This is a genomic window from Nonomuraea sp. NPDC050786 (assembly GCF_040654115.1).
Taxonomy (GTDB): Bacteria; Actinomycetota; Actinomycetes; order Streptosporangiales; family Streptosporangiaceae; genus Nonomuraea.
The window spans coordinates 429,436-455,520 of sequence record NZ_JBFAHJ010000002.1; the positions used below are offsets into that span (position 1 = coordinate 429,436).

Below are 26,085 nucleotides of genomic sequence, written 5' to 3' on the forward strand. Positions count from 1 at the left end.
ACGCCTACGGGTGGTAGCAGCGGACGTGCTCGGCGATCTCCGCCGCGGCCTCGGCGCCGTAGGCGGCGCTGAAACGCTCGAGGAAGACCTGCTGGCCGAGCTCGTACTCCTGGCCGCCGACGCGCTCCAGCACGTGCGTGGCGGTCAGGTTGCCGATCTGGCCGCAGCGCTCCAGCGGCAGCCCCCAGGCCAGGCCCGACAGGAATCCGGCGCGGAAGGCGTCGCCGACGCCCGTGGGGTCGGCCTTGCCCCGCTCGGGGGCGGGGGCGACGGCGATGGACGGCTCGCCCCTGCGGTCGATGACGGCGCCCTTGGGGCCGAGCGTGGTGATCCGGACGCCGACCCGGTCGAGGATCTCCTCGTCGGACCAGCCGGTCTTCTGCTCGATGAGCCCCTTCTCGTAGTCGTTGGAGAACAGGTACGCGGCGCCGTCGACGAGCTGGCGGATCTGCTCGTCCTCCATGCGCGCGAGCTGCTGGGAGATGTCGGCCGCGAACGGGATGCCGCGCTGGCGGCATTCGTCGGTGTGGCGCAGCATCGCGTCGGGGTCGTTGGGGCTGATCAGCACCAGGTCGAGGCCGCCCAGGCGGTCGGCGACGGGCCGCAGCTCGATCAGCCGAGCCTCGGCCATGGCGCCGGTGTAGAACGAGGCGATCTGGTTGTGGTGCTGGTCGGTGGTGCACAGGAAGCGAGCGGTGTGCTGGGTCTCCGAGATGTGCACGGAGTCGCAGTCGACGCCGTGGCGCTCCAGCCACGAGCGGTAGTCGGCGAAGTCGTTGCCGACGGCGCCCACCAGGACGGGCTTCAGGCCCAGGCAGGCCATCCCGAACGCGATGTTCGCGGCGCACCCGCCGCGACGGATCTGAAGGTCATCGACCAGGAACGAGAGTGACACCCGGTCAAGCTGCTCGGCGATCAGCTGATCGCCGAAACTTCCTGGGAAGGTCATCAGGTGGTCTGTCGCGATGGAGCCGGTAACGGCGATGCGCACGGGATTCTTCTTCCTCGTTGTCAGCAGGCCAATGAGCCCCACGAGAATACGCGAAGGTCCCGCTCGCTTGAAGCAAGCGGGACCGCGCAAGCCACCCCTAGTTGAACGAGTCGCCGCAGGCGCAGGAGCCCGTGGCGTTGGGGTTGTCGATGGTGAAGCCCTGCTTCTCGATGGTGTCGACGAAGTCGATGGAGGCCCCCATCAGGTAAGGAGCGCTCATGCGGTCGGTGACCACGCTGACGCCCCCGAAGTCCGACACCACGTCGCCGTCCATCGAACGGTCGTCGAAGAAGAGCTGGTAGCGCAGGCCGGAGCAACCACCCGGCTGCACGGCGACCCGCAGCTGCAGACCTTCCTCGCCCTGCTGCTCCAGCAGGCTCTTGACCTTGGCCGCGGCCGCGTCGGTCAGGATCAGGCCCTGCGCCGTGGTCTCGCTGCTCTCAACCGTCATCTGCTGACTCCCTAACCCGGCTGTCTGTTTCCGACGTCCTACTGATGACGCTACCAACACCTGGCCCATGCCACACATTCCCGTGGTACCCGCCCCCGTAATAAGCAGGTTCGTCCGTGTGCCATGATGAGTATCGTCAATTCGACGATAAGGGGGTTTGGCCATGGCCACCCAGACTGGGCTGCCGCTCTTCGTCCTCGGCCAGGGCGCCGATCCGCACAGCGAGAAGGGGGTCGAGTGCCCGGGCGAGCTGCCGCCCGCCTCCGACCCGGACCTGGTGGAACGGGCCCGCAAGGCGAAGGAGGCGCTCGGCGACCGCCTGTTCGTGCTCGGGCACCACTACCAGCGCGACGAGGTCATCCAGTTCGCCGACGTGACGGGCGACTCGTTCAAGCTCGCCCAGCAGGCGGCGGCCCGGCCGGAGGCGGAGTTCATCGTCTTCTGCGGGGTGCACTTCATGGCCGAGTCCGCCGACATCCTGACGGCCGATACGCAGAAAGTGATCCTGCCTGACATGGCCGCCGGGTGCTCGATGGCGGACATGGCCACGTTCGACCAGGTCGAGGAGTGCTGGGACGCCCTAGAGGACGCCGGTCTGGCCGACCAGGTGATTCCCGTCACGTACATGAACTCCAGCGCCGACATCAAGGCCTTCTGCGGCCGCAACGGCGGCGCGGTCTGCACCTCCTCCAACGCCCGCCGCGCCCTGGACTGGGCGTTCTCGCGCGGCGAGAAGGTGCTGTTCCTGCCCGACCAGCACCTGGGCCGCAACACGGCGGTGCTGGAGATGGGCATGTCCCTGGAGGACTGCGTCGTCTGGAACCCGCACCGTCCGAACGGCGGCCTCACCCAGGAGCAGCTGGAGCGGGCGAAAATGATCCTCTGGCGCGGCCACTGCTCGGTGCACGGCCGCTTCACAGCCGAATCGGTCGACGACGTACGCTCCCGCATCCCCGGCGTGAACGTCCTGGTGCACCCGGAGTGCCGCCACGAGGTCGTGCTCAAGGCCGACCACGTGGGCTCGACCGAGCACATCATCAAGACGCTCGAAGCGGCTCCGGCGGGCTCCAGCTGGGCGATCGGCACGGAGCTCAACCTGGTCAAGCGCCTGGCCCAGATGTTCCCCGACAAGAGCATCTCGTTCCTGGACAGGACGGTGTGCTACTGCTCCACCATGAACCGGATCGACCTGCCGCACCTGGTGTGGGCCCTGGAGTCGCTGGTGCTCGGTGAGGTCGTCAACCAGATCACGGTGGACGAGGACACCACCCACTGGGCCAAGGTCGCCCTGGACCGCATGCTGGCCCTCCCCTAGCCCACCGGGCCTCCGGCCTGTGCGGACCGGAGGCCCTCCGCCGTTGTGGGGCGGTCAGCGGAAGGCTGCGGCGTTGCGTCGGGCCCAGGTGGCGAACGGGTGGGGAGCCCGGCCGAGTAGGCGCTCGACGTCCGGGCTGATCCGCTGCTCGACCGGGGTCGGCTCCCCCAGGATGGCCAGAGTGGTCTCCGCGACCGGCTCCGGCATGAACGCCAGCATCCGCGCCCGCGCCTCCTCGCGGCTCTGCTCCACGAACGTGACCTCCTCCCCGATCGCCTCGCCGATGGCGGCCGCGCTCTGGCGCGGGGTCACCAGCTCGGGCCCGGTCAGGTCGTAGATCTGCCCGTCGTGGCCCGGCCGGCGCAGCACCGCAGCCGCGACCGCGGCGATGTCGTCGGGGTCGATGATCGGCAGTCCCACATCCCCGAACGGCGCGGCGATCGTGCGCCGGGCGCGGACCGACTCGGCCCACGCGAAGGCGTTGGAGGCGAACCCGCCCGGCCGCAGGATCGTCCATCGCGCCCCCGAGTTCATGACGGCGCGTTCCACCTCAGCTCCGAACCGGCCGTGGGACGGGCTCTCCGGGCGCGTCACGACGCCCTGTGACGAGAGCAGGACGACCCTGTCCGGTCCGCTCACCGCGGCGACGATCTCCTTGGGCTCCGTGGCGAACAGGTCGCCGCCCGTGAGGAGGAACACCGCGTCGGCACCCTCCAGCGCTGGGCGCAGGCTGCCGGGGTCGGACAGGTCCGCGCTGACAGCCCGTACGCCCTCGGGCACATCCGCGCCCGTGATGCGGCGCGACACGGCCGTGACCTCCTCGCCCGCCTCGGCCAGGGACCGGACCAGCGTCCGGCCGACGTTCCCCGTGGCTCCCGTGACAACGATCATGATGTTCTCCTCCGAGTTAGTTAGTCGGCTGACTCACTTGACCTGGAAGAGACCGTAGCACGACTACGGCGCCTATAGTTAGTCAGGTGACTGACTCAACGCGTTCCCGGGTGAAGACGGCGGCCGCCAAGCGCCAGCGGCTGATGGCCGCGGCCGCTCAGGTCGTGCACCGGCAGGGGGCGGAGCGCACCACCATCGCCGACATCGCGCGCGCCGCCGACGTCCCGGTGGGCAACGTGTACTACTACTTCAAGACCAAGGACGAGCTGGTCGCGGCCGCGCTGGCCGAGCACGCCCGGCAGCTCGAGATCCTCACCGGCCGCCTGGAGACCCTCGCCGACCCGAGGGAACGGCTCAAGAGCCTGGTGGAGGCGTGGGTCAGCCAGCGAGACCTCGCCGCACGGTACGGCTGCCCGACCGGCACGCTCGCCGTCGAGCTGGACAAACGCGACGACGGTGGGCTGGACGTCGAAGCGGGCAGGGTCATCCGGCTGCTGATCGACTGGGCCGAACGCCAGTTCCGCGAGCTCGGTCTGCCCGACCCCCAGGGGCTCGCCCTGACGCTGGTCGGCGCCTACCAGGGGATGTCGCTGCTGGCCAACGCGCTCCGCGACCCCGGCATCATGACCCGGCAGGGCGCCCGCCTGCTCGACTGGCTCGACTCCCTCCCCCGAACCCCCGCCCCCTGAAGGCACGACGGCCTCACGAAGAGCGCGGCGGCCGTACTTCGTGATGTCCGCCACGCTCTTCGTGAGGCCGTCGGCCGGAGGTAACGGACTCCGCTCCTTTTTCGCGGCATCCGCGGGAGGCCGGGACACCATGAGGGATGTCCCGACGATCATCCCCGGAACCGCACGGAGGGACCCCACGGGGATCCCCCGGGAAGGAGCGATCATGAAAGGTCCGTCAAGGCGGGGATTACTGGGCGGCGCCGCGCTGGCCGCGGGCGCCGTGACGCTCTCCGCGTCCCCCGCCCAAGCCGCCGCGCCGGCCGGTGGGCCGGTCACCGGCCCGGTCACCGTGTACCCGGGCGACCCCCGCTACCAGGAGCTGACCGTGGGCTACAACCAGCGCTGGGTCGGCGCGCCCGACTACGTGCGCGTGGTCAGCTCGACCGCCCAGGTCGTGGCCGCGGTGCAGGAGGCGGTCGACGCGGGCAAGCGGATCTCGGTGGTGTCCGGCGGCCACTGCCTGGCCCCGTTCGTGTTCAACGCCGACGTGGACGTCGTCATCGACCTGTCCGGGCTGGACGAGGTCTACTTCGACCAGCAGCGGGGCGCGTTCGCGGTCGAGGGCGGCGCCCGGCTGTCGGGTGTCTACGACACGCTGTTCAAGAAATGGGGCGTGACGATCCCCGGCGGGATGTGCCCCACGGTCGGCATCGGCGGCCACGCCACCGGCGGTGGGTACGGCTTCCTGTCCCGGCAGTTCGGGGCCGTGATCGACCACCTGGCGGCGGTCGAGGTCGTGGTCGTGGACCGTTCGGGCACCGCCCGCGCCGTGACGGCCTCGCGCGACCCGGCCGACCCCAACCGCGACCTGTGGTGGGCGTGCGCCGGCGGCGGGGGCGGCAACTTCGGCATCGTCACCCGCTTCTGGTTCCGCACGCCGGGCGCGAGCGGCGCCAACCCGAGCCGCCTGCTCGTCAACCCGCCCAAGGACGTGCTGCTCAGCGCCGTCGGCATCCCGTGGAGCATGCTCGACCGGACGAAGTTCGCCACCCTGGTCACGAACTGGGGCTCCTGGTACGAGGGGCACGCCGCGCCCGACTCCCCCGCCAGGATCCTGTCCGGCGTCGCGTCGCTGGCGCACCGCTCGAGCGGGAACGTCTTCCTGCTGACCCAGGTGGACGCCACCGCCCCGGACGCGGCGCGGATCCTCGGCGACTACCTCGGGGCCCTGACCGCCGGGCTCGGCGCCGACGCCGTGGTCGCGGCCCAGCCCGCGCAGCGGCTGCCCTGGCTGCGCGCGGTCAAGCTGATCGCCGCCAGCATTCCCTCGTTCATCAACCCGACGCTGCGCGGCTCCTCCAAGTCGGCGTACCTGCGGCGCTCGTACACGGCCGAGCAGGCGGGCAAGATGTACGACGCGCTCACCCGTACGGACTTCGCCAACCCGGCGGCGGCGGTGACGCTGGCCGGGTTCAGCGGCGGCGCGATCAACGCCGTCCCGGCCACGCGTACCGCGCTGGCGCACCGCGACGCCGCGTTCTGGACGCTGTTCGAGGCCCAGTGGCAGGACCCGGCCGCCGACGCCGCCAACATCGGCTGGCTGCGCGACCTGTACGGCTCGGTATGGGCGGCCACCGGCGGCTACCCGGTCCCCGGCGACCAGGCCGACGGCTGCTACATCAACAACCCCGACCCCGACATCACCGACCCCGCGTTCAACCACTCGGGCGTGCCCTGGCAGACCCTCTACTACAAGGGCAATTACGCCAGGCTCCAGCAGGTCAAGGCGGCCTACGACCCCCGCGACGTCTTCCGGCACGCGCAGTCGGTCGCGCTGCCGTAGCGGCACCTGGCCAAGTCCGCGCCGTACTTGACTTTGTCAGCCCGGCGCCACCGCGCCCGCTTCCCGGCGCGGATCCACGCTCCTAGCGTCGAACACACCGAGTGACGGAGGAGAACACCGTGATCCATCAACTCATCTTCGCCGCGCCCAAGCCCGGGATGACGGAGGAGGAGTTCCAGCAGTACTGGCTGAACGTGCACGCCGTCCGGTACGCGAGCAAGATCCCGCAGATCAGGAAGTACCTGATCGACACCAGGATCCCGTTGTCACCCGACGAGGGCGAGCCGCTGTGGAGCGGCGTCGCGGAGATCTGGCTGCGCGACGAGCGGGAGCAGCTCGAGTCGCTGCAGACGCCCGAGTTCCTGGAGGGCGCGCGGGTCGACGAGCCGCGCTGGGCGGCGTTCTGGCGCACGGTCGTGCTCGACACCGACGCGCACGAGCTGGTGCCGGGGCCCGAGCTCGCCCCGCCGTCGGGCGTGAAGCTGATCGTGCTGGTCAAGCGGAAGGAAGGGCTGCCGCTGGCCGACTTCAGGAGCGCCGACCTCGGCCCGCACGCCGAGCTGGTCGCCCAGGTGCCGGGGCTCCGCCGGTACCTGCAGTGCCACGTGCGGGACGGCGCGTACGCCATCGGCGAGACGGTCCTCGACGCCGCCCACCTGCTGTGGTTCGACGACAGGGACGCCATGGAGGCCGCGCTCGCCTCGCCCGAGTACGCCAAGGTCGTGGCCGACATGGAGACGCTGGTCGAGCCGAGGTACGTGCACCGGATGGCCGTCACCGAGCACTGGGTCATCGGGCCGGAGAGCCGCTGATGTCCGGCCAGGGATACGACTACGTCGTCGTGGGCGCCGGCGCGGCCGGGGCGGTCGTCGCCGCCAGGCTCGTCGAGCGGACCGAGGCACGCGTGCTCCTGCTGGAGTCCGGCGGCGACGCCGGCCTGCCGGCCATCCGCCAGACGGGCATCCCCGGCATGGCCTCGCTCTGGCAGGACCCGGCCGTCACCTGGCCGTACGTCACGGTCCCGCAGGCCGGGCTCGGCTGGCGGACCATCCCGCTGCCGCAGGGCAGGGTGCTGGGCGGCGGCAGCTCGGTCAACGCCATGCTGTACGTCCGGGGCAACCGCCGCGACTTCGACGGCTGGGCCGCCCAGGGCAACGACGGCTGGTCGTACGACGAGGTGCTGCCCTGCTTCACACGGGCCGAGGACTACGAGGACGGCGCCGGGCCGTACCACGGGGCGGACGGGCCCATGAAGGTGGCCCGCCTGTCCGCGATGTCGGAGGTGTCGCGCGCCTTCCTCAGGGCCGCCGCCGACCTGGGCTTCCCCGGCGGCGAGGACTGGGACTACAACGGCGCCGCGCAGGAGGGCGCCTTCGCCTACCAGTCCACCAGGACTAAGGACAACCAGCGCTCCAGCACGGCGTTCGCCTACCTCGAGCCGCTGCGCGGCCATCCCCGCCTCACCGTCGAGACCGGCGCCACGGCGACCCGCGTGCTGCTGGACGGCACCACGGCCACGGGCGTGGAGTACCTGCGCGACGGCGCCGTCCACCGCGCCGGCGCGAGCGCCGAGGTGATCGTCTCCTGCGGCGCGCTGGCCACGCCCAAGCTGCTGATGCTCTCCGGGATCGGCCCGGCCGAGTCCCTGCGCGAGCACGGGCTCGCGGTCGCCGCCGACCTGCCGGGCGTCGGCGCCGGCCTGCACGACCACCTCATCCTCGGCGTGGCCTACGCCGCGCGCTCCGCCCTGCCGCTGCCCGAGCTGCTGGCGGAGGCGGGGCTGTTCCCACCGGACGACCCCGACCTGCAGCTGCTCTTCGGCCCCGTCCAGTTCGTGGCCGACGAGTACCGCATCGACGGGCCGGCCTTCACCTTCGCCCCCGTGCTCGCCCAGCCGCGCAGCAGGGGCAGGCTCGCCCTGCGGTCGGCGGACCCCGCCGACGCGCCCCTGGTCGACCCGCGCTACCTGGAGGACCCGGCCGACCTGGCGGCGCTCGTGCGCGGGATCGAGCTGTCCAGGGAACTGGCGCACACCAGCGCCATGTGCTCCTTGCACGACCGCGAGAGCGCGCCCGGCCACGGCGCCGACCTGGCCGCCTACGTCCGCGCCACCGCGACCACCGTGTGGCATCCCGTGGGCACCTGCCGCATGGGCCGTGACCCGCTGGCCGTGGTCGACCCGGCGCTGCGCGTGCACGGGATCGAGCGGCTGCGCGTCGCCGACGCCTCGATCATGCCGTCCATCACCACGGGCAACACCGCCGCCGCCACCGTCATGATCGGGGAGCGCGCGGCCGACCTGCTCACATGAAGGAGCCGACCGTGCCAGACAGCTACAGGTACATCGTCATCGGCGCCGGCGCGGCCGGATCGGTGGTGGCCGCCCGGCTCAGCGAGGACCCCGACGCCTCCGTGCTGCTCCTGGAGGCGGGCGACGCGCAGGTCACCGACGCGGTCACGACGCCGTGGCGGTGGAACGAGGTGCTGCTGACCGACCTGGACTGGGCGTACATGAGCGAGCCCCAGCCCGGCCTGGACGGCAACCGCGTCTACTCGGCCGCCGGTCGCGGCCTGGGCGGCACCTCGAACATCTACCACATGATGCACACCAGGGGCCGCCCCCAGGACTACGACGACTGGGCCTACCACGGATGCCCCGGCTGGTCCTTCGACGACGTGCTGCCCTGGCTGCAGCGCCTGGAGGACCAGCGCGACGGGCACAACCCGCTGGCCGGCAAGGATGGTCCGATGACCGTGGCCGACGCGGCCGAGACGGGCAACCCGGTGTCGGAGACGTTCATCGAGGCCTGCGTCGAGCTCGGCCATCCGCGCCTGGACGACTTCAACGCGGGCCTGTTCGGCGCGGGCTGGCACCACGTGAACATCAAGGACGGCCGCCGCAGGGGCGCCCGCGAGTCCTACCTCGATCCCGCGCTCGACCGGCCCAACCTCACCGTGCTGACCGCGGCCCCGGCGGCCCGGCTGCTGTTCGAGGGGACCCGCTGCGTGGGCGTGGAGTACCTGCGCGAGGGCCGCACGCACACGGCGCGGGCCGAGGCCGAGGTGGTGGTCTGCGCGGGCGCCATCCAGTCGCCCAAGCTGCTGCTGCTGTCGGGCCTGGGCCCGGCCGACGACCTGGCCGCACTCGGCATCCCGGTCGTGGCCGACCTGCCCGGGGTCGGGGCCAACTTCCACGACCACCCGCTGGTCATCGGGCCGATCGGCTACCTGGCCGAGCCGGGCGACGACCCGCGCGGCAACGTGACCGAGGTCGCGCTCTTCTGCGGCTCGCAGGACGGGCTGCCCGTCCCGGACCTGGAGGTCGCGCTGGTGCACCGCGCGCCGTTCGGCGAGAAGTTCTTCGCCAACGTCATCCGCCGCGTGCAGACCGGCCAGCCGGTCGCGCCGGTGCGGGAACTGGTGGACCCGCACGTGGTCCTCAGCCTGACCGGCCTGGTGGGGCCGGTCTCACGGGGCTGGGTACGGCTGGCGGGCACCGACCCCACCGCCTACCCGCGGATCAACGCCAACTACTACGGCGACCCGGTCGACCTGGAGCGCACGGTCACCGCCGTGGAGATCGCCAGGGACATCTACCGCACCAAGGCGTTCACCGGCAGATGGGGGCTGTCCGAGGTCGCCCCCGGGCCGGGCGTGACCACCCGCGACGAGCTGCGCGCCTGGGTGAAGGCCAACACCGGCTCGTACTACCACTTCGCCGGCTCCTGCCGGATGGGCGCCGACGCCTCCGCCGTGGTCGACCCCCGGCTGCGGGTACGCGGCGTGGAGGGGCTGCGCGTGGCCGACGCCTCCGTCATGCCCTCGCTGGTCAACGCGCACCCGCACACCACGGTGGTGATGATCGGCGAGCGCGCGGCCGACCTCGTCCGTGCTCATGAGTAGAAGTCTCATAAGTAGAAGCGAGAGTGCCAGCACAACCTCGTCCTGTCAGCCGGCCCCGAACATTTCAATAATTCCAGGAAAGGGGGGACGTTCGATTTATAGGGGTTGGTCTTATGGCCGTCTACTCGGATCTGGATACGCGCCAGATTTGGCTCTCGCCTTTATGTGAGGACCTGTTCGCGTCGTTTCTCCGTTCTGATCAGCGGCGATGGGGCGAGGTCTACGTCCAGGGCCTGGTCTCCGTCCCCGGCCGCAAGTCGATCCGCCGGATCTCCACCCAGGTCGTGGGGCGGCCCGTCGATCAGTGCCTCCAGCAGTTCATCAACCAGAGCCCCTGGGACTGGGCGCCCGTCCGGCAGCGCCTGGCCCAGCTGCTCGCCGGGGCGATCCGCCCGAAGGCGTGGGTGCTGGAGGAGGTCGTCTTCCCGAAGAACGGCTCCAAGTCGGTGGGCGTGGCGCGGCAGTTCGTCACCTCCGCGGGCCGCCTCCTCAACTGCCAGCTCGGCCTGTCGGTCGTGATGGTGGGAGAGGACGGCGGCTGCCCGGTCAACTGGCGGCTGCTGCTGCCCCGCTGCTGGGACGAGGACGACGGCCTGCGCGGCCGGGCCCGCGTGCCGGCCCACGAGCGCAGCCAGCCGCGCTGGCGCCACCTGCTGCAGGCCATCGACGAGATGGTGATCGACTGGGGGCTGCCCCCGGCGCCCATCGTGGCGGACGGCAGGTCGATGCCGGGCGTGGAGCTCCTCCTCGCCGGGCTCGCCGAGCGGGGGCTGCCCTACCTCGTCCGGGTCTCCCCCGGCACACTGCCCGCCGGCGGGGCCGGCCTGCCCGCGCGCCCGGTGCTGGAGCCGCTCCGGCCCCGGCTGCAGGTGGTGCAGGGGCAGGCGGGCACGCGGCCCACGGGACCGGGCCACCGCTGGTACCCGCGCTCGGGGGCGCGGGCGATGTGGCTGACGGACCTGGGCCGCAACCGGGTGCCCGACCTGGCGGGACTGGTCGGGCTCCGCAACAGGGCGGCGTCCGTGCTCGCGTCGGTCGCCGCCGACTCCGGCCTGCAGCACTTCGAGGGCCGCTCGTTCCAGGGCTGGCACCACCACGTCACGCTGGTGTCGGTGGCACACGCGTACCGGCTGCTGCGCGGCCTGGACGGACGGGAGGCGGAGGAACTGTGCCTGCGCCCGCATGGCTGACCGACCGGCTCGCCGGGATCGAGCTGTTCGCCGGGCTGTCGAGCGAGCAGCTCGACTGGCTGGCGTGCGCCGGGACGGTCAGGGAGCTCGGCGACGGGGAGCCGCTGTTCGTCGAGGGCGCGCCCGCCGATGCCTTCTACGTCCTGCTGGACGGCGAGATCGTGGTCTCCAAGCTGGTCGGCGGGCGGGAGCAGGTGCTCGCCCGGCACCTCGGCGACGCGCTGGAGCACCAGTTCATCGGCGAGCTGCCGCTGCTCACCAGCGACGAGTACCTCGCCACCGCGCTGGCCGTGGGGCCGGCGCGGGTCGTGGCCTACGGCAAGGACGCGTTCTTCGACCTGCTGGAGCGCTGCCCGCAGGTCTGCCGGGTGCTGCTGCCGGTGCTGGCCGGGCGCATCAACGCCATGGAGCGCCAGGCCGGGCGCAGCCGCATGCTCGAAGGGCTGGGCATGCTGGCGGCGGGCCTGGCCCACGAGCTGAACAACCCGGCGGCGGCCGCGCTGCGGGCCGCGCGGGAGCTGCGCGACCTCGCGCCCCGGATGGCCGCCGCCGCGGTCGAGTGGGGGCGCGCGGGCGAGGAGGCCGAGGTGCGGCTCGTCGCGCGCTTCCAGGACCGGCTGGGCTCCGCGGCGGCGCTGGACCCGCTGGCCGAGGCGGAGGCGGCCGACGACGTCGCCGACTGGCTGCGCGGACACGGCCTCGATCAGGCCGCCGAGCTGGCCGACGACCTCGCCGAGCACGGCGTGGACGCCGCCGCGCTCGACGAGCTGGCCTCAGGGCTGCGGCCGGACGCCCTCGCCACGGCGCTGGCGTACCTGGTCTTGGTGCTGCGCACGCGGACGCTCGCCGGCGACGCGGCCGAGGCGTCCGAGCGGGTGGTGGAGCTGGTACGGCGCACCTCGGCCTACACGAACCTGGACCGCGCGCCCCAGCGGGACGCCGACCTGCGCGAGGGGCTGGAGGCCACGCTCGCCCTCATGGCGCCCAAGCTGCGCAACATCCGCGTACGCCGCGAGTACGGCGGCGTCCCCGACCTCCAGGCCTTCCCCAGCGAGCTCAACCAGGTCTGGACCAACCTCATCGACAACGCCGTGGACGCCATGGGCGGCGAGGGCGAGCTGACCATCAGCACCAGGCGGGAGGGCGACCACGCCGTGGTGGAGTTCCGCGACACCGGCCACGGCATCCCCGCCGAGGCGCTGCCGATGGTGTTCCAGCCGTTCTTCACCACCAAGGACCTGGGCAAGGGGACCGGTCTCGGGCTGCACGTCAGCATGGACATCGTGGCGCAGCGGCACGGCGGCTCGATGGAGGTCGACTCGCGGCCGGGCGACACGCGGTTCGTGGTGCGGCTGCCGCTGGCCCCTTCCGCGAGTGATCCCGGATAAGAGGGGATCAGCTCTCCGAGTGGTAGCGGTGGATCATCGACACCGCCATGGCGCCCTCGCCGACGCCCGAGGCCAGCCGCTTGACCGAGTTGGCGCGCACGTCGCCGGCCGCGAACACGCCGGGCACGCTCGTCTCCAGCAGCAGCGGCGGCCTGGGCAGGTCCCAGCCCGCCAGCCCGGCCACCGGGCCGAGGTCGGGGCCGGTCAGCAGGAAGCCGTGGGGGTCGCGCACGAGGTTGTCCAGCCACTCGGTGCGCGGGCGGGCGCCGATGAACACGAAGACGTGCTCGGCCTCCCGCGTGGTCAGCGCTCCGCTGCGGGTGTCGCGCAGCGTGATGTGCTCCAGCCGGTCCGCGCCGCCGGCGGCGACCACGCAGGTGTTCGTCATGACCGTGATGTTGCCCCGCGCGGCGATCTCGTCCACCAGGTACGCGGACATGCCGCTGGCCAGGCTGTCCGCGCGAACCACCAGGGTGACGTGGCGGGCGTGCCGGGAGAAGTGCAGCACCGCCTGCCCGGCGGAGTTGGCGCCGCCCACGATCCACACGTGCCGTCCCACGCATGACTCGGTCTCCGACAGGGCCGCGCCGTAGTAGATGCCGGCCCCCTCGAAGCGGGCCGCGTCCTCGGCGTCGAGACTGCGGTAGGACAGGCCGGGCGAGAGCAGCACGGTGGCGGCGGTGATCTCCTTGCCGTCGGACAGGTTCAGCACGCACGCCCGGCCGGCCCGGCTCAGCCGCTCGGCCTCGACCGGGGCGAGCACGTCCACGCCGAAGCGGCGGGCCTGCGCCATGGCGCGGCTGGTCAGGTCGACGCCGGAGATGCCGGACGGGAAGCCGAGGTAGTTCTCGATCCGGCTGGAGGTGCCGGCCTGGCCGCCCGGGACGTACGCCTCGATGAGCAGCGTCGTCATCCCCTCCGACGAGGCGTAGACCGACGCGGCCAGCCCGGTCGGGCCGCCGCCGACGATCGCCAGGTCGTAGTGGGGGTGACTGAGCTCCGTCGCCAGGCCCAGCGCCGCCACCACCTCGCCGTGCCCGGGGCGGGCCAGCCGGCGCCCGTCGGGCAGCACCACCGCGGGCGCCTCCGGGTCGCCCGGCTCCGCCTCCTCGAACCTGAACGGCAGCCGGTAGCGGGTGAGCAGGTCGCGCAGCCGGTGCGTGGCGGGCGCGAACCGGTGGCCGACCAGGCGGATGCCCTGGTAGGGGGCCTCATGGGCGGACTCCCAGTCCGACAGCAGGTCGTCGAGCACGGGGTAGAGCCGCTCCTCCGGCGGCTCCCACGGCTTGACGAGATAGTGGTCCAGCCGCACCTTGTTGATCGCCGAGATGGCGACGCTCGTGTCGGCGTAGGCCGTCAGCAGGACGCGGCGCGCGGCGGGGAAGCGCCGGCCGGCCTCCCCCAGGAACTCGATCCCGGTCATCTCGGGCATGCGCTGGTCGGAGAGGATCAGCGCGGCCTCCTCACGGCGCCCGCGCAGCCGGTCGAGGATCTGCGTGGCCTCCACCGGCGACCTCGTCGCCACCACCCGGTAACGCTCGTGGTAGGCCCGGGACAGATCCCGCCGCACCGCGCGGAGCACGTGGTCGTCGTCGTCCACGGCCAGCAGAACCGGCCGGCGCTGCTCGGGCATCACGACCCTCCAACCATCGGCTACGGCCATTCTTCCGCCATTTTCCACACCGCCGCTCCCGGCACCTGACGAAGTGCCGGCGAATTTCATCGACTTGACGGAATAGGGGTGCCGGGGTTGTCCGGGAAAACCACTCGTTGTTTGAATCCACGCATGACGCGCACCATTCTTATTGTTCTCTCCGAGTACGGATATTGGGGAGAGGAACTCGTCGGCCCGCTGGCCGCCTTCGACCGGCAGGGCTACCGGAGCGTGTTCGCCACCCCCACCGGCAAGCGGGCGCGGGCGCTGCCGCCCAGTCTCGACCCCGGGTACGTGGACCCGCCGCTGGGCCGCTCCGTGACCACGCCGGAAGTGGCCGTGGCCGCCAGGCAGCTGGACGAGTCGGACCGGCTGGACGCCCCGGTCAGCCTGGCCGAGTGGATCCCCGAACGCCCCTACAACAGCGAGGACGGCTACCTCCGCAAGGTCGAGGCCTACTACCGGGAGCTGGGCCGGCTGGACCGGGACGTCCAGGAGTACGACGCCCTGGTCCTCGTGGGCGGCAGCGGCCCGATCGTGGACCTGGCCAACAACGGCCGGGTGCACGACCTCATCCTCGCCTTCGTGCGGGCGGACAAGCCGGTGCTCGCCGAGTGCTACGGCGTCGCCTGCCTGGCCTTCGCCCGCGACTGGGAGGACCGGGCGAGCATCCTGCGCGGCAAGCACGTGACGGGCCACTGCAAGGAGTACGACTACAAGGACGGCACCGGCTTCCTGGGGGTCGACTTCAACATGGGGCCGCCGCCGTACCCGCTGGAGTACATCCTGCGCGACGCCACCGCGCCCGACGGCCGCTACCACGGCAACGTGGGCAAGGAGACGTCGGTGATCGTGGACTACCCGTTCGTGACGGGCCGCTCGACCCCCGACTCGTACCTGTCCGGCGAGAAGCTGGTCGAGGTGCTCGAGTCCGGCCTGCGCCGCTTCGGCTGGTGACCATGGCGACCCGTCCCGCCAAGAAGGCGATCTTCGAGCAGTTCGCGGCCGACGGCATCTCGGTGATGTTCGGCAACCCGGGGACCGTGGAGCAAGGGTTCCTCGACGTGCTGGAGGACACGCCGGGCTTCCGGTACGTGCTGGCGCTGCAGGAGTCGGCGGCGCTCGGCATCGCCGACGGCTACGCCCGCGCCACCGCCGGCCCCGCGCTGGTCCAGCTGCACAGCGGGGTCGGCCTAGGCAACGGCGTCGGCCTGCTCTACCAGGCCATGCGCGGCCACTCGCCGCTGGTGGTGATCGCCGGCGAGGCGGGGGTGCGGTACGAGGCCATGGACGGCCAGATGGCGGTGGACCTGGTGGCGATGGCCCGGCCGGTGACCAAGTACGCGACCAGGGTGACCCACCCGGGCTCGGTGCTGAGGGTGCTGCGGCGGGCGGTCAAGACCGCGATGACGCCGCCGCGCGGGCCGGTCTTCGTGGCGCTGCCGATGGACGTGCTCGACGAGGAGACCGACGAGCCGGCCGTGGCCAGCACGATCCCCAGCCGGGCGACGGTGCCCGTGCCGGAGGAGTTGGAGCGGGCCGCGGCCGTGCTGCGCGCCGCCCGGCGGCCCGTGGTGCTGGCCGGCGACGGGGTCTCGGTCTCCGGCGCGCAGGAGGAGCTGGCCAGGGTGGCGGAGGCGCTCGGAGCCCCGGTGTGGACGGTGAACTCCTCGGAGCTGACCATCGACACCACCCACCCGCTCCACCGGGGGGACCTCGGGCACATGTTCGGCGAGCACAGCGCCGCCGCGCTGGCCGGGGCCGACGCCGCGCTCGTCGTCGGGACGTACCTCTTCCCCGAGGTGTTCCCGCTGCTGACCAGCCCCTTCCCGGAGGGGGCGAAGATCGTCCACATCGACCTGGACGACTACGAGATCGCCAAGAACCTGCCGGCCGACGTGGCGCTCGTCGCCGATCCCAAGCCGACGCTCGCGGCGCTGGCCGCGCTGCTCGGCCCCGGCCGACCCGTGCCCGCCCGCGAGCCGGCCGAGGCGTACGGCGAGACCATGATGGACCTGTTCGCCGGTGAGCTGGCCGCCCGCGCGGGCGACGGGCTGGTGCTCTTCGACGAGGCGCTGACCGCCTCCCCCGCGCTGCTCAGGCGGCTGCCGCCGCGCAGGCCCGGCACCTACTTCCAGACCAGGGGCGGCTCGCTCGGCGTCGGAATCCCCGGCGCGATCGGGATCAAGCTGGCCCGCCCCGAGGCCGAGGTGGTCGCCTTCACCGGCGACGGCGGCAGCATGTACACCATCCAGGCCCTGTGGACCGCCGTCAGGTACGGCGTCGCCGCCCGCTTCGTGATCTGCGACAACCGCCGCTACCAGCTGCTCGACGACAACCTCGAACAGTACTGGCGCGAGCGCGGCGTCGCCGCGCACCCCCACCCCGAGGGCTTCGACCTGTCCCATCCCCAGATCGACTTCGTGAGGCTGGCCGCGAGCCTGGGTGTCCCCGGCGTCAAGGTGAGCAAGCCCGCCCAGGTGGAGGCGGCGGTCCAGCGGATGCTGGCGGCGCCGGGGCCGTTCCTCGTCGATCTGATTACCACCTGAGAGGTACATCGTGCGTGAGAAGCGATTGGCCGGGCGCACCGTCGCGATCCTCATGGAGAGCGACTTCGTCGAGCAGGAGCTCCACTACTACCAGCGGCGTTTCACCGAGGAGGGGGCGCGGGTCGAGTTCCTCACGCGGTTGTGGGGACAGGACTCGCTGACCTTCCACGGCCACGAGTACAAGATGCCGTTCACGGTGAGCGGCGACCTGGAGAGCGCCGACCTGAGCGGGATCGACGTGCTGATCGTGCCGTCCGGCATGGTGTCGGACCGGCTGCGCTACACCGAGGACGTCAACGAGCTCGCCCCCGCCGTACGGCTGCTCAAGGAGGCCCTCGACGACCACCGGATCATCAAGGGCATCATCTGCCACGGCCTCTGGCTGGCGGCGCCCATCGCCGAAGCGGTCAAGGGCCGCCGCGTGACGTGCCACAACAACCTGATCGGCGACGTGCGCAACATGGGCGCGCTCTACACCGACCAGGACGTCGTGGTGCACCGCGACCTGGTGACCGGCCGGACGGCCGAGCACTGCGCCGCCTTCGCCCGCATGATCATCGACCTGGTGGCCGCCGACCGCAGCTCCGAGACGGTCTACCGGCCCGACTTCACCTTCTCCGACCTGGTGGCCGGCTATGTCACCGGCTTCGAGCACGGGGAGATCAGGCTGCGCACCAACGACGGGCGGGCGGTGCGGGTGCGCCTGACCGGCACCACCTCCGCCGAGTTCGTGCGCAACCTCTCGGAGCCGTACCTCGACGCCTCGGCGCACCTGGAGCAGCTGCTCACGCCGGGCACCTACGTGTTCGTCAAGGGGATCTTCTACTACGAGAACGGCTCCTACACGATCGAGGCCAAGGCGCTGACCTTCCTGGGCCGGCAGCCGGGCCAGTACGCCTTCGAGCAGCCCGACTGGTGGGTCAAGCAGATCCGCGAGCTGGGCCGCTTCTACCGCAAGGCGCAGTTCGGGGCCGACGGCCCGATCGACTACTCGACGTACCGGACCATGCTGCGCCTGGGCGGCGAGAAGGCCGGCCAGGACGTGCAGGAGACCGACACGATCTCCCGGATGGTCTACGGGATGTCCTCGGCCTACATGCTCACGGGCGAGGAGGACTTCCTGGAGGTGGCCGAGCAGGGCGCCGCCTACCTGCGCGAGCACATGCGCTTCGTGGACCGCGACGAGGACGTCGTGTACTGGTACCACGGCATCGACGTGCGCGACGGGGTCGAGCGCAAGCTGTTCACCTCCGAGTTCGGCGACGACTACGACGCGATCCCGATGTACGAGCAGATCTACGCCCTGGCCGGCCCCACCCAGCTCTACCGGCTCACCGGGGACCCGCGCATCGCCGCCGACATCGACGGCACGCTGCGGCTGTTCCGCAAGTTCTTCCACGACCCCGAGCGGGGCGGCTACTACTCGCACATCGACCCGATCCTGCTCAGCCCGCACCACGAGTCGCTGGGACCGAACCGGTCGAGGAAGAACTGGAACTCCGTCGGCGACCACGCCCCCGCCTACCTCATCAACCTGCTCCTGGCCACCGGCGACGAGCGGCACGCCGACATGCTCGAGGAGACGTTCGACCTGATCGTCAAGCACATGCCGAGGAAGGACAGCCCGTACGTGCAGGAGCGCTTCCACGCCGACTGGACGCCGGACACCACCTGGCACTGGCAGCAGGACAGGGCGGTCGTCGGGCACAACCTCAAGATCGCCTGGAACCTCATGCGGATGATGTCGATCCGGCCCAAGGAGCGCTACCGGGCGCTGGCGACCGAGATCGGCGAGAAGATGCCGGGCCTCGGCAGCGACCCGCAGCGCGGCGGCTGGTACGACGTGGTCGAGCGCAGGCTCGCCCCCGGCCAGCACGTCCACCGGTTCGTCTGGCACGACAGGAAGGCCTGGTGGCAGCAGGAGCAGGCGATCCTCGCCTACCAGATCCTGGCGGGGCTGGGCGGCCAGGAGGAGTTCGTGCGCAGGGCGCGGGAGTCGGCCGCCTTCTACAGCGCGTTCTTCCTCGACCACGACGAGGGCGGGATCTACTTCAACGTGCTCGCCGACGGCCACCCGTACCTGCTCGGCACCGAGCGGTTCAAGGGCAGCCACTCCATGAGCATGTGCCACGCGGCCGAGCTCTGCTTCCTGGCGACCGTCTACCAGCGGCTGCTGCTCGACAAGGAGCCGTTGACGCTGTGGTTCCGGCCGCGGCCCGACGGGTTCACCGACCGCGTCCTGCGGGTCGCGCCCGACGCGCTGCCGCCCGGCCGGGTCCGGCTGGAGTGGGTGGAGGTGGACGGCTCGCCGTACCAGCTCTTCGACGCCGCGGCGATGACGGTGAAGCTGCCCGACTCCGCCGGGCCGGTGACGGTCCGCGCCCACCTCGCGCCCGTGGAGGAGTGACATGACCATGCGACTGCATCAGGAGCTGCGCGGCGGGGTCACCGTCATCAGCATGGACGGCCGGCTGGACAGCGAGACCGCGCCCCGGGTCCAGCAGGACCTGCAGGCGCTCTTCCCCGAGGAGGGGCTGGTCGTGCTGGACCTGTCCCGGACCCTGTACATGTCGAGCGCGGGCCTGCGGGTGCTGCTGCTGATCTACCGGCAGGCCCAGCACAGCACGGTACGCCTGGCGCTGACGGGGCTGGCCCCCGACGTGCGCGCGGTCATGGACGCGACCGGGTTCCTCGGATTCTTCACCGTGGTGGAATCCGTCGAGGAAGGCGTGGAGGCGTTGACTGTATGACCATCCTGGAGCCGATCGACGCTTACCCCACGCAGCGGATCGCCGGATACCCCGTGCGCGCTGGGCGGTCGCTGCCGTTCGGCGCCACGCGGGTGCCCGGGGGTGTCAACTTCTCGGTCTACTCCAACCACGCCACCGCGGTGACGCTGGTGCTCTACCGGGAGGGCGAGCCGGAGCCGATGGCCGAACTGCCCTTCCCGGAGTCGTTCCGGGTGGGCGGCGTCTACGCGATGACCGTGTTCGGCCTCGACGTCGAGCGCCTGGAGTACGGCTATCGCGTGGACGGCCCCCGCCGGCCGTGGCAGGGCCACCGCTTCGATCCGGGCACCGTGCTCAGCGACCCGTACGCCAGGACGCTGACCGGTCACGGCCCCTACCGGCACAGGTCGCGGGTGACGCTCGACGACTTCGACTGGGAGGACGACCGCCCGCCGCGGCTGCCGCACGAGGACCTGGTCATCTACGAGCTGCACGTGCGCGGTTTCACCCGGCACCCCTCCTCGGGGGTCTCGGCGCCCGGCACGTACGCGGGGCTCGTGGAGAAGATCCCGTACCTGCGGGAGCTCGGGGTCAACTGCGTCGAGCTGATGCCGGTCTTCGAGTTCGACGAGACCGACAACGTGTTCACCGGCGTCAACTACTGGGGGTACAGCCCCGTCGGGTTCTTCGCCCCCAAGGCGTCCTACGCGGCCACCGGCCGCGAGCACATGCAGGTCGACGAGTTCAAGCACCTGGTCAAGGAGCTGCACCGGGCGGGCATCGAGGTCCTGCTCGACGTGGTGTTCAACCACACCGCGGAGGGCGACGAGCGCGGGCCGACGATCAGCTTCAAGGGGCTGGACAACGCCACCTACTACATGCTGACCGCCGACGGTCATTACTACAACTTCAGCGGCACGGGCAACACGCTCAACTGCAACCATCCGGTGGTGCGCGGGTTCGTGCTGGACTGCCTGCGGTACTGGGCCGCCGAGTGCCACGTCGACGGCTTCAGGTTCGACCTGGCGGCGATACTCGGGCGGGGGGCCGACGGCGAGCTGCTGCACAACCCGCCGCTGCTGGAGTCGCTGGCGTACGACCCGATCCTGCGCGACCGCAAGCTGATCGCGGAGGCGTGGGACGCCGCCGGGCTCTACCAGGTGGGCAGCTTCCCCCACTACAGCCGCTGGTCGGAGTGGAACGGCCGCTACCGCGACACGGTGCGCAGGTACGTCAAGGGCGACCTCGGCGTCACCGGGGAGCTGGCCACCCGCATGGTCGGCTCTCCCGACATGTACAGCCGCAGGGGGGCCGCGGCCACGGTCAACTTCGTCACCTCGCACGACGGGTTCACGCTGCGGGACCTGGTCTCGTACGACCACAAGCACAACGAGGGCAACGGCGAGGGCAACCGGGACGGCGACGACGCCAACAACTCCTGGAACTGCGGGCACGAGGGCGAGACGGACGACCCGGCGGTGCTGGCGCTGCGCGCCCGGCAGCAGCGCAACGCGCTGCTGCTCCTGCTGGCCAGCCGGGGCGTGCCGATGCTGCTCGCCGGCGACGAGATCGGCCGCACGCAGCTCGGCAATAACAACGCCTACTGCCACGACGGGCCGCTCACGTGGCTCGACTGGGGGCTGCGGGAGCACAACGCCGAGCTGTTCCGCTTCACGCGGCGCGCCATCGCCTTCCGCCGGGCGCACCCGGTGCTGCGGGGCGGCTCTCCCGGCTCGGTCGACTGGCACGGCGTGCGCGCCTGGTCGCCGGACTGGGCGGCGCACTCGCGGGTGCTGGCCGCGCTGTTCGACGGGGGCGGGGACGACTGCGTGTACGTCGCCGCCAACTCCCACTGGGAGTCGCACACGCTCGAGCTGCCGGCCGCGCCGCGCGGGCAGGCCTGGCACCTGTTCGCCGACACCGCCGCCGCCCCGCCGATGGACGCCTTCGAGCCGGGCTCCGAGCCGCTGCTGGCCAACCAGTCACAGCTGACCATCGGGGCCAGAAGCGTCGCGATCTTGGTCACGCACTAGGAAAGGGAAGCGAGTCATGTCTTTCAGGATGAAGATGAGCGTGGAGGGTGACACCGCCACGATCCGGCTGGCCGGCGAGCTCGACGGCAGCTCCGCCCCCGAGCTCAACGACCTGGTCTCGCAGGCTGTGGGGCGGCAGGTGGGCAAGCTCGTGCTGCTCCTCGACGAGCTGACGTACATGTCGTCGGCGGGGGTGCGCTGCCTGGTGTTCGCGCACCAGAAACTGCCGCGCGGCTCGGAGATCACCTTGGTGGGGACCAAGCCGGAGGTGGCCGAGACGATCCGGCTCACCGGCTTCGACCGCAGCATCGTGATGCAGTGATGCTCGCCTGCCGGCTCAAGATCGATGTTCAGCACGTGTCCCTGCCGGGCGTGGTGGCCGATTTCATCGAGGTGCTGGCAGACGAGGCGGGGCTGACCTCCCGCCAGGCGTACTGGCTGCGCCTGGCCACGGACGAGATCACCACGAACATCGCCCAGCACGGCTACCGGGGCGGGGCGGGCGTCGTGGAGCTGTCCGGGGAGATCGGCCACGACCGGCTGCGGGTCAGCATCGAGGACGACGCGCCGCCGTTCGACCCCGCCGGATACGATCCCGCGCCGCGACTGGCACTGCCGCCCGCCCAGCGCGACGAAGGCGGTTACGGGCTGCTCCTCGCCATGGGGAAGGTGGACGAGTTCCACTACGAGTACGTCGGCGGACGCAACCGCAACACCCTGATCATGCGACTGCTTGGAGGCGATAATGCCGACGGCCCTGGTGGTAGCCGAACCGGTTGACCCCATGTCCCAGGCGGTGCTCGAACTCGACGGGGCGCTTCGCGAAGAGGGCTTCGACGTCCAGCTCGCCGTACCGGACGACCTGGTCCTGCGACACCCGCACCCCGACCTGCTGCTGATCTCGGCGGCGCTCGGGCTGCAGCGGATGGCGCTGGTCAGCCAGCGGTTCCTGGTCGACGGGCGGATGCCCACGATCGTGGCCTTTCCCGACGACGACATCGCCGCGCTGGAGGAGTGCGTACGCGGCGGGTTCGACTACGTGACCCGCCCGTTCCTGCCCGGCCTGCTGCGCAGCAGGGCGAACTCCTGCTGGGAGCGCTGGCAGCTCAGCACCACCGTGGAGGAGATGGCGGCGCTGGCCAGCCTGCGGGAGTACGAGCGCGAGCTGCGCATCGCCCGCGACATCCAGGCCGGGTTCCTGCCGGAGTCGCTGCCGAGGCTGGACGGCTGGGAGATCGCGGCCAGCTTCCGGCCGGCCCGGCAGGTGGCCGGCGACTTCTACGACGTGTTCACCCTGGTCAACGGGCGCCGGCTGGCGCTGGTGGTGGCCGACGTATGCGACAAGGGCGTGGGGGCGGCGCTGTTCATGGCGCTGATCAGGACGCTGCTGCGGCACACGGCCGAGCACACCGGGTTCGTCCAGGACGTCAGCGACGACGCCGCCGTGGCGCTGGACGGCTCGCCGGGAGAGTCCGCGCTGCCCCTGCTGTCGCTGGGGGCGGGGCCGCTGATCCAGGCGGTGGTCGGGACCAACCGGTACATGGCCCGCAACCACATCAAGCAGGCGTACTTCGCGACGATGTTCTTCGGGGTGCTGGACCCGTACTCCGGGGATCTGGTCTACATCAACGGCGGGCACAATCCCCCCATCGTGGTGCGCGCCGACGGCCGCCAGACGATGCTGCCGCCGACGGGGCCGGCGGTCGGGATCCTGGCCGACAGCTCCTACACCCTGGGGCACGTGCAGCTCGGCCCCGGCGACTCACTGTTCGCCTACACCGACGGGGTGGTCGAGGCCAGGAACGCCGCCCACGGCCTGTTCGGCACCCCCCGCCTCCAGGACGTGCTGGCCGGAGCCGGGGCGCACGCCGCCGGCCTGCTCTCGGCGGTCGACGCCTCGGTGCGCGCGTTCGTGGGCGCCGCCGAGCAGTCCGACGACATCACCACCCTCGCGCTGAGCAGAAACCCGTCCTGAGGCCCCCGGCCCGGACCACGACCATCGGCCGTGGTCCGGGCCTCGGGCGTTCGTCGTGCGCCTCAGGCGGCCACCATCGACATGGCGGCGGCGACGTCCCAGCCGGAGGCGGGCTCCCCGCCGTGGAAGCCGGCCGCCAGCAGCGTCGCCTCGCCCGCCCGGCCCGCCAGCAGCAGCGCGTCGATCAGGTACGCCGTCAGATGCGCCGCCAGCCAGGGCGGCCCCGACTCCATCCCTCCGGCGGTGAGCGCGAGGGCGCGCCGCAGGTGGAAGACCGCCTCGTCGGGCCTGGTCCGGAGGCGGGCCATGGCCTGCGCCGCATGCACGAACAGGGCGGTCTCCCTGTCGGTACGCGTGATCGCCCCGACGTCGTCGGCGGAGCGGCCGCTCAGCGCCATGATCCAGGCCCGGTAGGCGAGCAGCAGCGGCCGCTGCCGCGGCCCGGCCGCCACCGCGGCGCGCAGCAGGAACTCGGCGGCGGCCTCCGGCCGGCCCTGCCCGCAGGCGAGGTTGACCGCGCGGGCGAGTGCCAGGTGCGGCGTGCTCTCCACCACTCCGTCGGGCAGCGAGTCCAGGAACGACATGCTGTCGCGCCCCCTGCCGCGCAGCAGCAGCAGGTGTGCCAGCGGCACCGAGACGGTGTGCCCCTCGCCGCACCACGCCGCCGCCTTGCACAGTTCGAAGGCCCGGTCGAAGGCGAGCGCCGCCCAGGCGTCCCAGGTCGCCTTGACCAGATGCGGGGTGGCCGCGGACGGGTCCATCGGCGGCTGCCACTCGGTGGCGCACTGGAACTCCCACCCGGCGGCGCCCCTGGTCAGGCGCTCGGTGAGGCGGCGCCCGACCAGGAAGTCGTGGAGCAGGCGAGGGTTGCCGCCGGTCGCCGCGTGCAGGGCGCCGGCGGTGGCCTGCCGTACGTGGCCGCCGGCCAGCTCGGCCAGCAGCGCGGCCACCTCCTCGGCCGTGAGCGGCGGCACGTCGATCGTGTACGCGCCCGGCTCGAACCGCAGGCGGTCCACCGGATCGGGGCGCCGCGCCGCGGGCCCGGACAGCGTCGTGACCAGCACCCTGGCCTGCGAGCTCCCACCCGCGGCCACGCGCAGCGCCAGCAGGCTCTCGTCCGCGCTCGCCTGCGCGTCGTCCATGACGAGCAGCAGCGGGCGGCCCCCGGCGGCCAGGCCGACGCGGGCGGCGACGTCCTCGGGGCCGTCCGCGGCACTCAGCCGGACGATCTCGTAACGCGCCGCCTCGGGCGATTCGAGCACGCGCTCCACCAGCCGGCTCCGGCCTGAGCCCGGCTCACCTGTGACGACAATAGGGCCCGCGCCTGCGGGCCCGAGGGCGGACCGAATCGCGGCGAGCTGCTCGCTCCGGCCAGTGAAATGCCACTTCATCTGGTTAATCCCCTCAATTGAATCGATAAATTTCATGCTTTGGGAACAAAGCCGTAACGTCAATGCCGAAATGACGCAATCAGGCTAGAGGTGACAAATATTCCGTGAGGCTTCTAGACTCGGCCTTGCGATCCTGATCTGCTGACGCGGTGGGGGCATTCGGGGGGGTTCTTTGTCAGGCGACGGCTGGAGCCGGCAGGAGCTCGCGCGATTCCTGCGGAGCAGGCGAGCACGGGTCACGCCGGGGCAGGTGGGCTTCCCCGAAGGCGTGGGGCGCCGGACGAAAGGGCTGCGGCGCGAGGAGGTGGCGGTGCTCGCCGGCCTCAGCCCCACGTGGTACACGTACCTCGAGCAGGGGCGCGACATCAAGCCCTCCATCCAGGTCCTCGACAGCCTGGCCCGGGTGCTCGTCCTCAGCGAGGACGAGCGCCGCTACATGCACACGCTGGTGCACGGCCAGGTCACCAACCCGCAGCCGCTCGAGGGACAGACGTGGTCGGGCGACGTGATGGGCCCGCTGGTCAGCCTCATGGGCGCCAGCGACTATCCGGTCTACGCCACCGACATCCACTGCGACCTGACCGCCTGGAACGACGCGGCCGCCGAGTGGTACGACGACTGGGGCAGCTACCCGCCCGAGCACCGCAACATGCTGCGCTGGCTGCTGATCTCGCCCAAGGCGAAGGAGCGGCTGCCCGACTGGGAGCGCGTCACCTGCGACGTCATCGCCCGGTGGCGCTCGGAGCTGGCCCGGTGGCCGCACGACGAGCGGCTGACCGCCAAGATCGCCGAGTTCTCCCAGCTGAGCCCGCTCTTCGCCGGCCTGTGGCGCAGGCACGAGGTGCAGGAGCACCGCAGCCTCACCCGCCGCTTCCGGCATCCGCGGCTGGGCCTGCAGACCCTGCGCATGGCGCTCATGATCACCCCGGACGAGCCGTTGGTGGGACTCGTGATCCATTTTCCGATGCACGCGGGCGAATAACGCGGTTTCACCGCCCCCCGGTATTTCGTCATCTGTTAATTGACACCCTCCGCGGGCGAGCCGGAACTTAGGTGATGTCGTTCGTCCAACCAACAAGGGCGCCCGGGCATCACCGAATTCACGATGACG

Annotated in this window: 22 protein-coding genes; 17 read left to right on the forward strand and 5 right to left on the reverse strand. The window is 71.5% G+C overall.

Annotated elements, in window-relative coordinates:
- Window positions 1–4 precede the first annotated feature (4 nt).
- Both AB0H84_RS06380 and erpA read right to left on the reverse strand, forming a co-directional pair.
- Window positions 5–991, reverse strand: coding sequence for a carbohydrate kinase family protein (locus AB0H84_RS06380; RefSeq protein WP_357598975.1), 987 nt, complete (start codon window positions 989–991; stop codon window positions 5–7).
- A gap of 97 nt (window positions 992–1,088) precedes the next feature.
- The gene (gene erpA / locus AB0H84_RS06385; RefSeq protein WP_043638338.1) at window positions 1,089–1,442 is read right to left on the reverse strand and encodes an iron-sulfur cluster insertion protein ErpA; all 354 of its coding nucleotides are present in this window, start codon (window positions 1,440–1,442) and stop codon (window positions 1,089–1,091) included.
- A gap of 163 nt (window positions 1,443–1,605) precedes the next feature.
- On the opposite strand from erpA, the gene nadA reads away from it, so the two are divergent.
- Window positions 1,606–2,757 carry a quinolinate synthase NadA gene (gene nadA / locus AB0H84_RS06390; protein WP_357598978.1) on the forward strand — a complete coding sequence of 384 codons (1,152 nt, stop codon included), beginning with the start codon at window positions 1,606–1,608 and terminating at the stop codon, window positions 2,755–2,757.
- Window positions 2,758–2,811: 54 nt separating this feature from the next.
- On the opposite strand, the gene AB0H84_RS06395 is transcribed toward nadA, so the two are convergent.
- On the reverse strand, window positions 2,812–3,648 hold the full coding sequence (locus AB0H84_RS06395) for an NAD(P)H-binding protein (RefSeq protein WP_357598981.1): 837 nt from the start codon (window positions 3,646–3,648) through the stop codon (window positions 2,812–2,814).
- Window positions 3,649–3,734: 86 nt separating this feature from the next.
- On the opposite strand from AB0H84_RS06395, the gene AB0H84_RS06400 reads away from it, so the two are divergent.
- The 7 genes from AB0H84_RS06400 to AB0H84_RS06430 all read left to right on the forward strand — a co-directional run bounded on the left by AB0H84_RS06400 (window position 3,735) and on the right by AB0H84_RS06430 (window position 12,643).
- Window positions 3,735–4,337, forward strand: a complete 603-nt coding sequence (locus tag AB0H84_RS06400) for a TetR/AcrR family transcriptional regulator (protein WP_357598984.1) — start codon at window positions 3,735–3,737, stop codon at window positions 4,335–4,337.
- Window positions 4,338–4,542: 205 nt separating this feature from the next.
- The gene (locus AB0H84_RS06405) at window positions 4,543–6,162 is read left to right on the forward strand and encodes a BBE domain-containing protein (protein ID WP_357598987.1); all 1,620 of its coding nucleotides are present in this window, start codon (window positions 4,543–4,545) and stop codon (window positions 6,160–6,162) included.
- 119 nt (window positions 6,163–6,281) lie between these two features.
- Window positions 6,282–6,974, forward strand: a complete 693-nt coding sequence (locus AB0H84_RS06410; RefSeq protein ID WP_357598989.1) for an EthD domain-containing protein — start codon at window positions 6,282–6,284, stop codon at window positions 6,972–6,974.
- Complete coding sequence (locus tag AB0H84_RS06415) at window positions 6,974–8,473, forward strand: GMC family oxidoreductase N-terminal domain-containing protein (protein ID WP_357598992.1); 1,500 nt, start codon at window positions 6,974–6,976, stop codon at window positions 8,471–8,473. The genes AB0H84_RS06410 and AB0H84_RS06415 overlap by 1 nt, the downstream gene beginning before the upstream one ends.
- An 11-nt stretch (window positions 8,474–8,484) precedes the next feature.
- Entirely contained in the window at window positions 8,485–10,065 is a 1,581-nt protein-coding gene (locus tag AB0H84_RS06420; protein WP_357598995.1) for a GMC family oxidoreductase N-terminal domain-containing protein, read from the forward strand.
- A 113-nt stretch (window positions 10,066–10,178) separates the two neighbouring features.
- Window positions 10,179–11,255, forward strand: coding sequence for a transposase (locus AB0H84_RS06425; protein WP_357598998.1), 1,077 nt, complete (start codon window positions 10,179–10,181; stop codon window positions 11,253–11,255).
- Window positions 11,234–12,643, forward strand: coding sequence for an ATP-binding protein (locus AB0H84_RS06430; RefSeq protein WP_357599001.1), 1,410 nt, complete (start codon window positions 11,234–11,236; stop codon window positions 12,641–12,643). The genes AB0H84_RS06425 and AB0H84_RS06430 overlap by 22 nt, the downstream gene beginning before the upstream one ends.
- 7 nt (window positions 12,644–12,650) lie before the next feature.
- On the opposite strand, the gene AB0H84_RS06435 is transcribed toward AB0H84_RS06430, so the two are convergent.
- A complete protein-coding gene (locus AB0H84_RS06435) occupies window positions 12,651–14,276 on the reverse strand; it encodes an FAD-dependent oxidoreductase (RefSeq protein WP_357599003.1) in 1,626 nt (541 codons plus the stop codon).
- Window positions 14,277–14,429: 153 nt separating this feature from the next.
- Between AB0H84_RS06435 and AB0H84_RS06440 the strand changes: the two genes are divergently transcribed.
- From AB0H84_RS06440 to AB0H84_RS06475, 8 genes are read left to right on the forward strand one after another with little or no spacing between them, the layout of a single operon-like run.
- Window positions 14,430–15,254 carry a type 1 glutamine amidotransferase domain-containing protein gene (locus AB0H84_RS06440; RefSeq protein ID WP_357599006.1) on the forward strand — a complete coding sequence of 275 codons (825 nt, stop codon included), beginning with the start codon at window positions 14,430–14,432 and terminating at the stop codon, window positions 15,252–15,254.
- 2 nt (window positions 15,255–15,256) lie between these two features.
- On the forward strand, window positions 15,257–16,846 hold the full coding sequence (locus AB0H84_RS06445) for a thiamine pyrophosphate-binding protein (RefSeq protein WP_357599009.1): 1,590 nt from the start codon (window positions 15,257–15,259) through the stop codon (window positions 16,844–16,846).
- 10 nt (window positions 16,847–16,856) lie between these two features.
- Complete coding sequence (locus tag AB0H84_RS06450) at window positions 16,857–19,253, forward strand: AGE family epimerase/isomerase (RefSeq protein WP_357599012.1); 2,397 nt, start codon at window positions 16,857–16,859, stop codon at window positions 19,251–19,253.
- Between the two features lies 1 nt (window position 19,254).
- Window positions 19,255–19,596: an STAS domain-containing protein gene (locus tag AB0H84_RS06455; protein ID WP_357599015.1), complete on the forward strand. Its 342-nt coding sequence runs from the start codon at window positions 19,255–19,257 to the stop codon at window positions 19,594–19,596.
- Entirely contained in the window at window positions 19,593–21,608 is a 2,016-nt protein-coding gene (locus AB0H84_RS06460) for an alpha-amylase family glycosyl hydrolase (RefSeq protein WP_357599018.1), read from the forward strand. The genes AB0H84_RS06455 and AB0H84_RS06460 overlap by 4 nt, the downstream gene beginning before the upstream one ends.
- A 16-nt stretch (window positions 21,609–21,624) precedes the next feature.
- Window positions 21,625–21,930, forward strand: coding sequence for an anti-sigma factor antagonist (locus tag AB0H84_RS06465; protein ID WP_357599021.1), 306 nt, complete (start codon window positions 21,625–21,627; stop codon window positions 21,928–21,930).
- Window positions 21,930–22,388, forward strand: a complete 459-nt coding sequence (locus AB0H84_RS06470) for an ATP-binding protein (protein WP_357599666.1) — start codon at window positions 21,930–21,932, stop codon at window positions 22,386–22,388. Before AB0H84_RS06465 ends, AB0H84_RS06470 begins: the two co-directional genes overlap by 1 nt.
- Window positions 22,354–23,583, forward strand: a complete 1,230-nt coding sequence (locus AB0H84_RS06475; protein WP_357599024.1) for a SpoIIE family protein phosphatase — start codon at window positions 22,354–22,356, stop codon at window positions 23,581–23,583. The genes AB0H84_RS06470 and AB0H84_RS06475 overlap by 35 nt, the downstream gene beginning before the upstream one ends.
- 62 nt (window positions 23,584–23,645) lie before the next feature.
- Here the strand turns inward: AB0H84_RS06475 and AB0H84_RS06480 are convergent, their stop codons facing one another.
- Entirely contained in the window at window positions 23,646–25,010 is a 1,365-nt protein-coding gene (locus tag AB0H84_RS06480; protein WP_357599027.1) for an ATP-binding protein, read from the reverse strand.
- Between the two features lie 136 nt (window positions 25,011–25,146).
- Here AB0H84_RS06480 and AB0H84_RS06485 point away from each other — a divergent pair, with 136 nt between their 5' ends.
- The gene (locus AB0H84_RS06485) at window positions 25,147–25,956 is read left to right on the forward strand and encodes a helix-turn-helix transcriptional regulator (RefSeq protein ID WP_357599030.1); all 810 of its coding nucleotides are present in this window, start codon (window positions 25,147–25,149) and stop codon (window positions 25,954–25,956) included.
- Window positions 25,957–26,085: the final 129 nt, after the last annotated feature.

Coding starts and splice junctions, on each gene's coding strand:
- AB0H84_RS06445 (WP_357599009.1), top strand. CDS start 15,257: ATGGCGACCCGTCCCGCCAAGAAGGCGATCTTCGAGCAGTTCGCGGCC.
- AB0H84_RS06470 (WP_357599666.1), top strand. CDS start 21,930: ATGCTCGCCTGCCGGCTCAAGATCGATGTTCAGCACGTGTCCCTGCCG.
- AB0H84_RS06425 (WP_357598998.1), top strand. CDS start 10,179: ATGGCCGTCTACTCGGATCTGGATACGCGCCAGATTTGGCTCTCGCCT.
- AB0H84_RS06405 (WP_357598987.1), top strand. CDS start 4,543: ATGAAAGGTCCGTCAAGGCGGGGATTACTGGGCGGCGCCGCGCTGGCC.
- AB0H84_RS06460 (WP_357599018.1), top strand. CDS start 19,593: ATGACCATCCTGGAGCCGATCGACGCTTACCCCACGCAGCGGATCGCC.
- AB0H84_RS06475 (WP_357599024.1), top strand. CDS start 22,354: ATGCCGACGGCCCTGGTGGTAGCCGAACCGGTTGACCCCATGTCCCAG.
- erpA (WP_043638338.1), bottom strand. CDS start 1,442: ATGACGGTTGAGAGCAGCGAGACCACGGCGCAGGGCCTGATCCTGACC.
- AB0H84_RS06455 (WP_357599015.1), top strand. CDS start 19,255: ATGACCATGCGACTGCATCAGGAGCTGCGCGGCGGGGTCACCGTCATC.
- AB0H84_RS06435 (WP_357599003.1), bottom strand. CDS start 14,276: ATGCCCGAGCAGCGCCGGCCGGTTCTGCTGGCCGTGGACGACGACGAC.
- AB0H84_RS06480 (WP_357599027.1), bottom strand. CDS start 25,010: ATGAAATTTATCGATTCAATTGAGGGGATTAACCAGATGAAGTGGCAT.
- AB0H84_RS06440 (WP_357599006.1), top strand. CDS start 14,430: ATGACGCGCACCATTCTTATTGTTCTCTCCGAGTACGGATATTGGGGA.
- nadA (WP_357598978.1), top strand. CDS start 1,606: ATGGCCACCCAGACTGGGCTGCCGCTCTTCGTCCTCGGCCAGGGCGCC.
- AB0H84_RS06415 (WP_357598992.1), top strand. CDS start 6,974: ATGTCCGGCCAGGGATACGACTACGTCGTCGTGGGCGCCGGCGCGGCC.
- AB0H84_RS06465 (WP_357599021.1), top strand. CDS start 21,625: ATGTCTTTCAGGATGAAGATGAGCGTGGAGGGTGACACCGCCACGATC.
- AB0H84_RS06395 (WP_357598981.1), bottom strand. CDS start 3,648: ATGATCGTTGTCACGGGAGCCACGGGGAACGTCGGCCGGACGCTGGTC.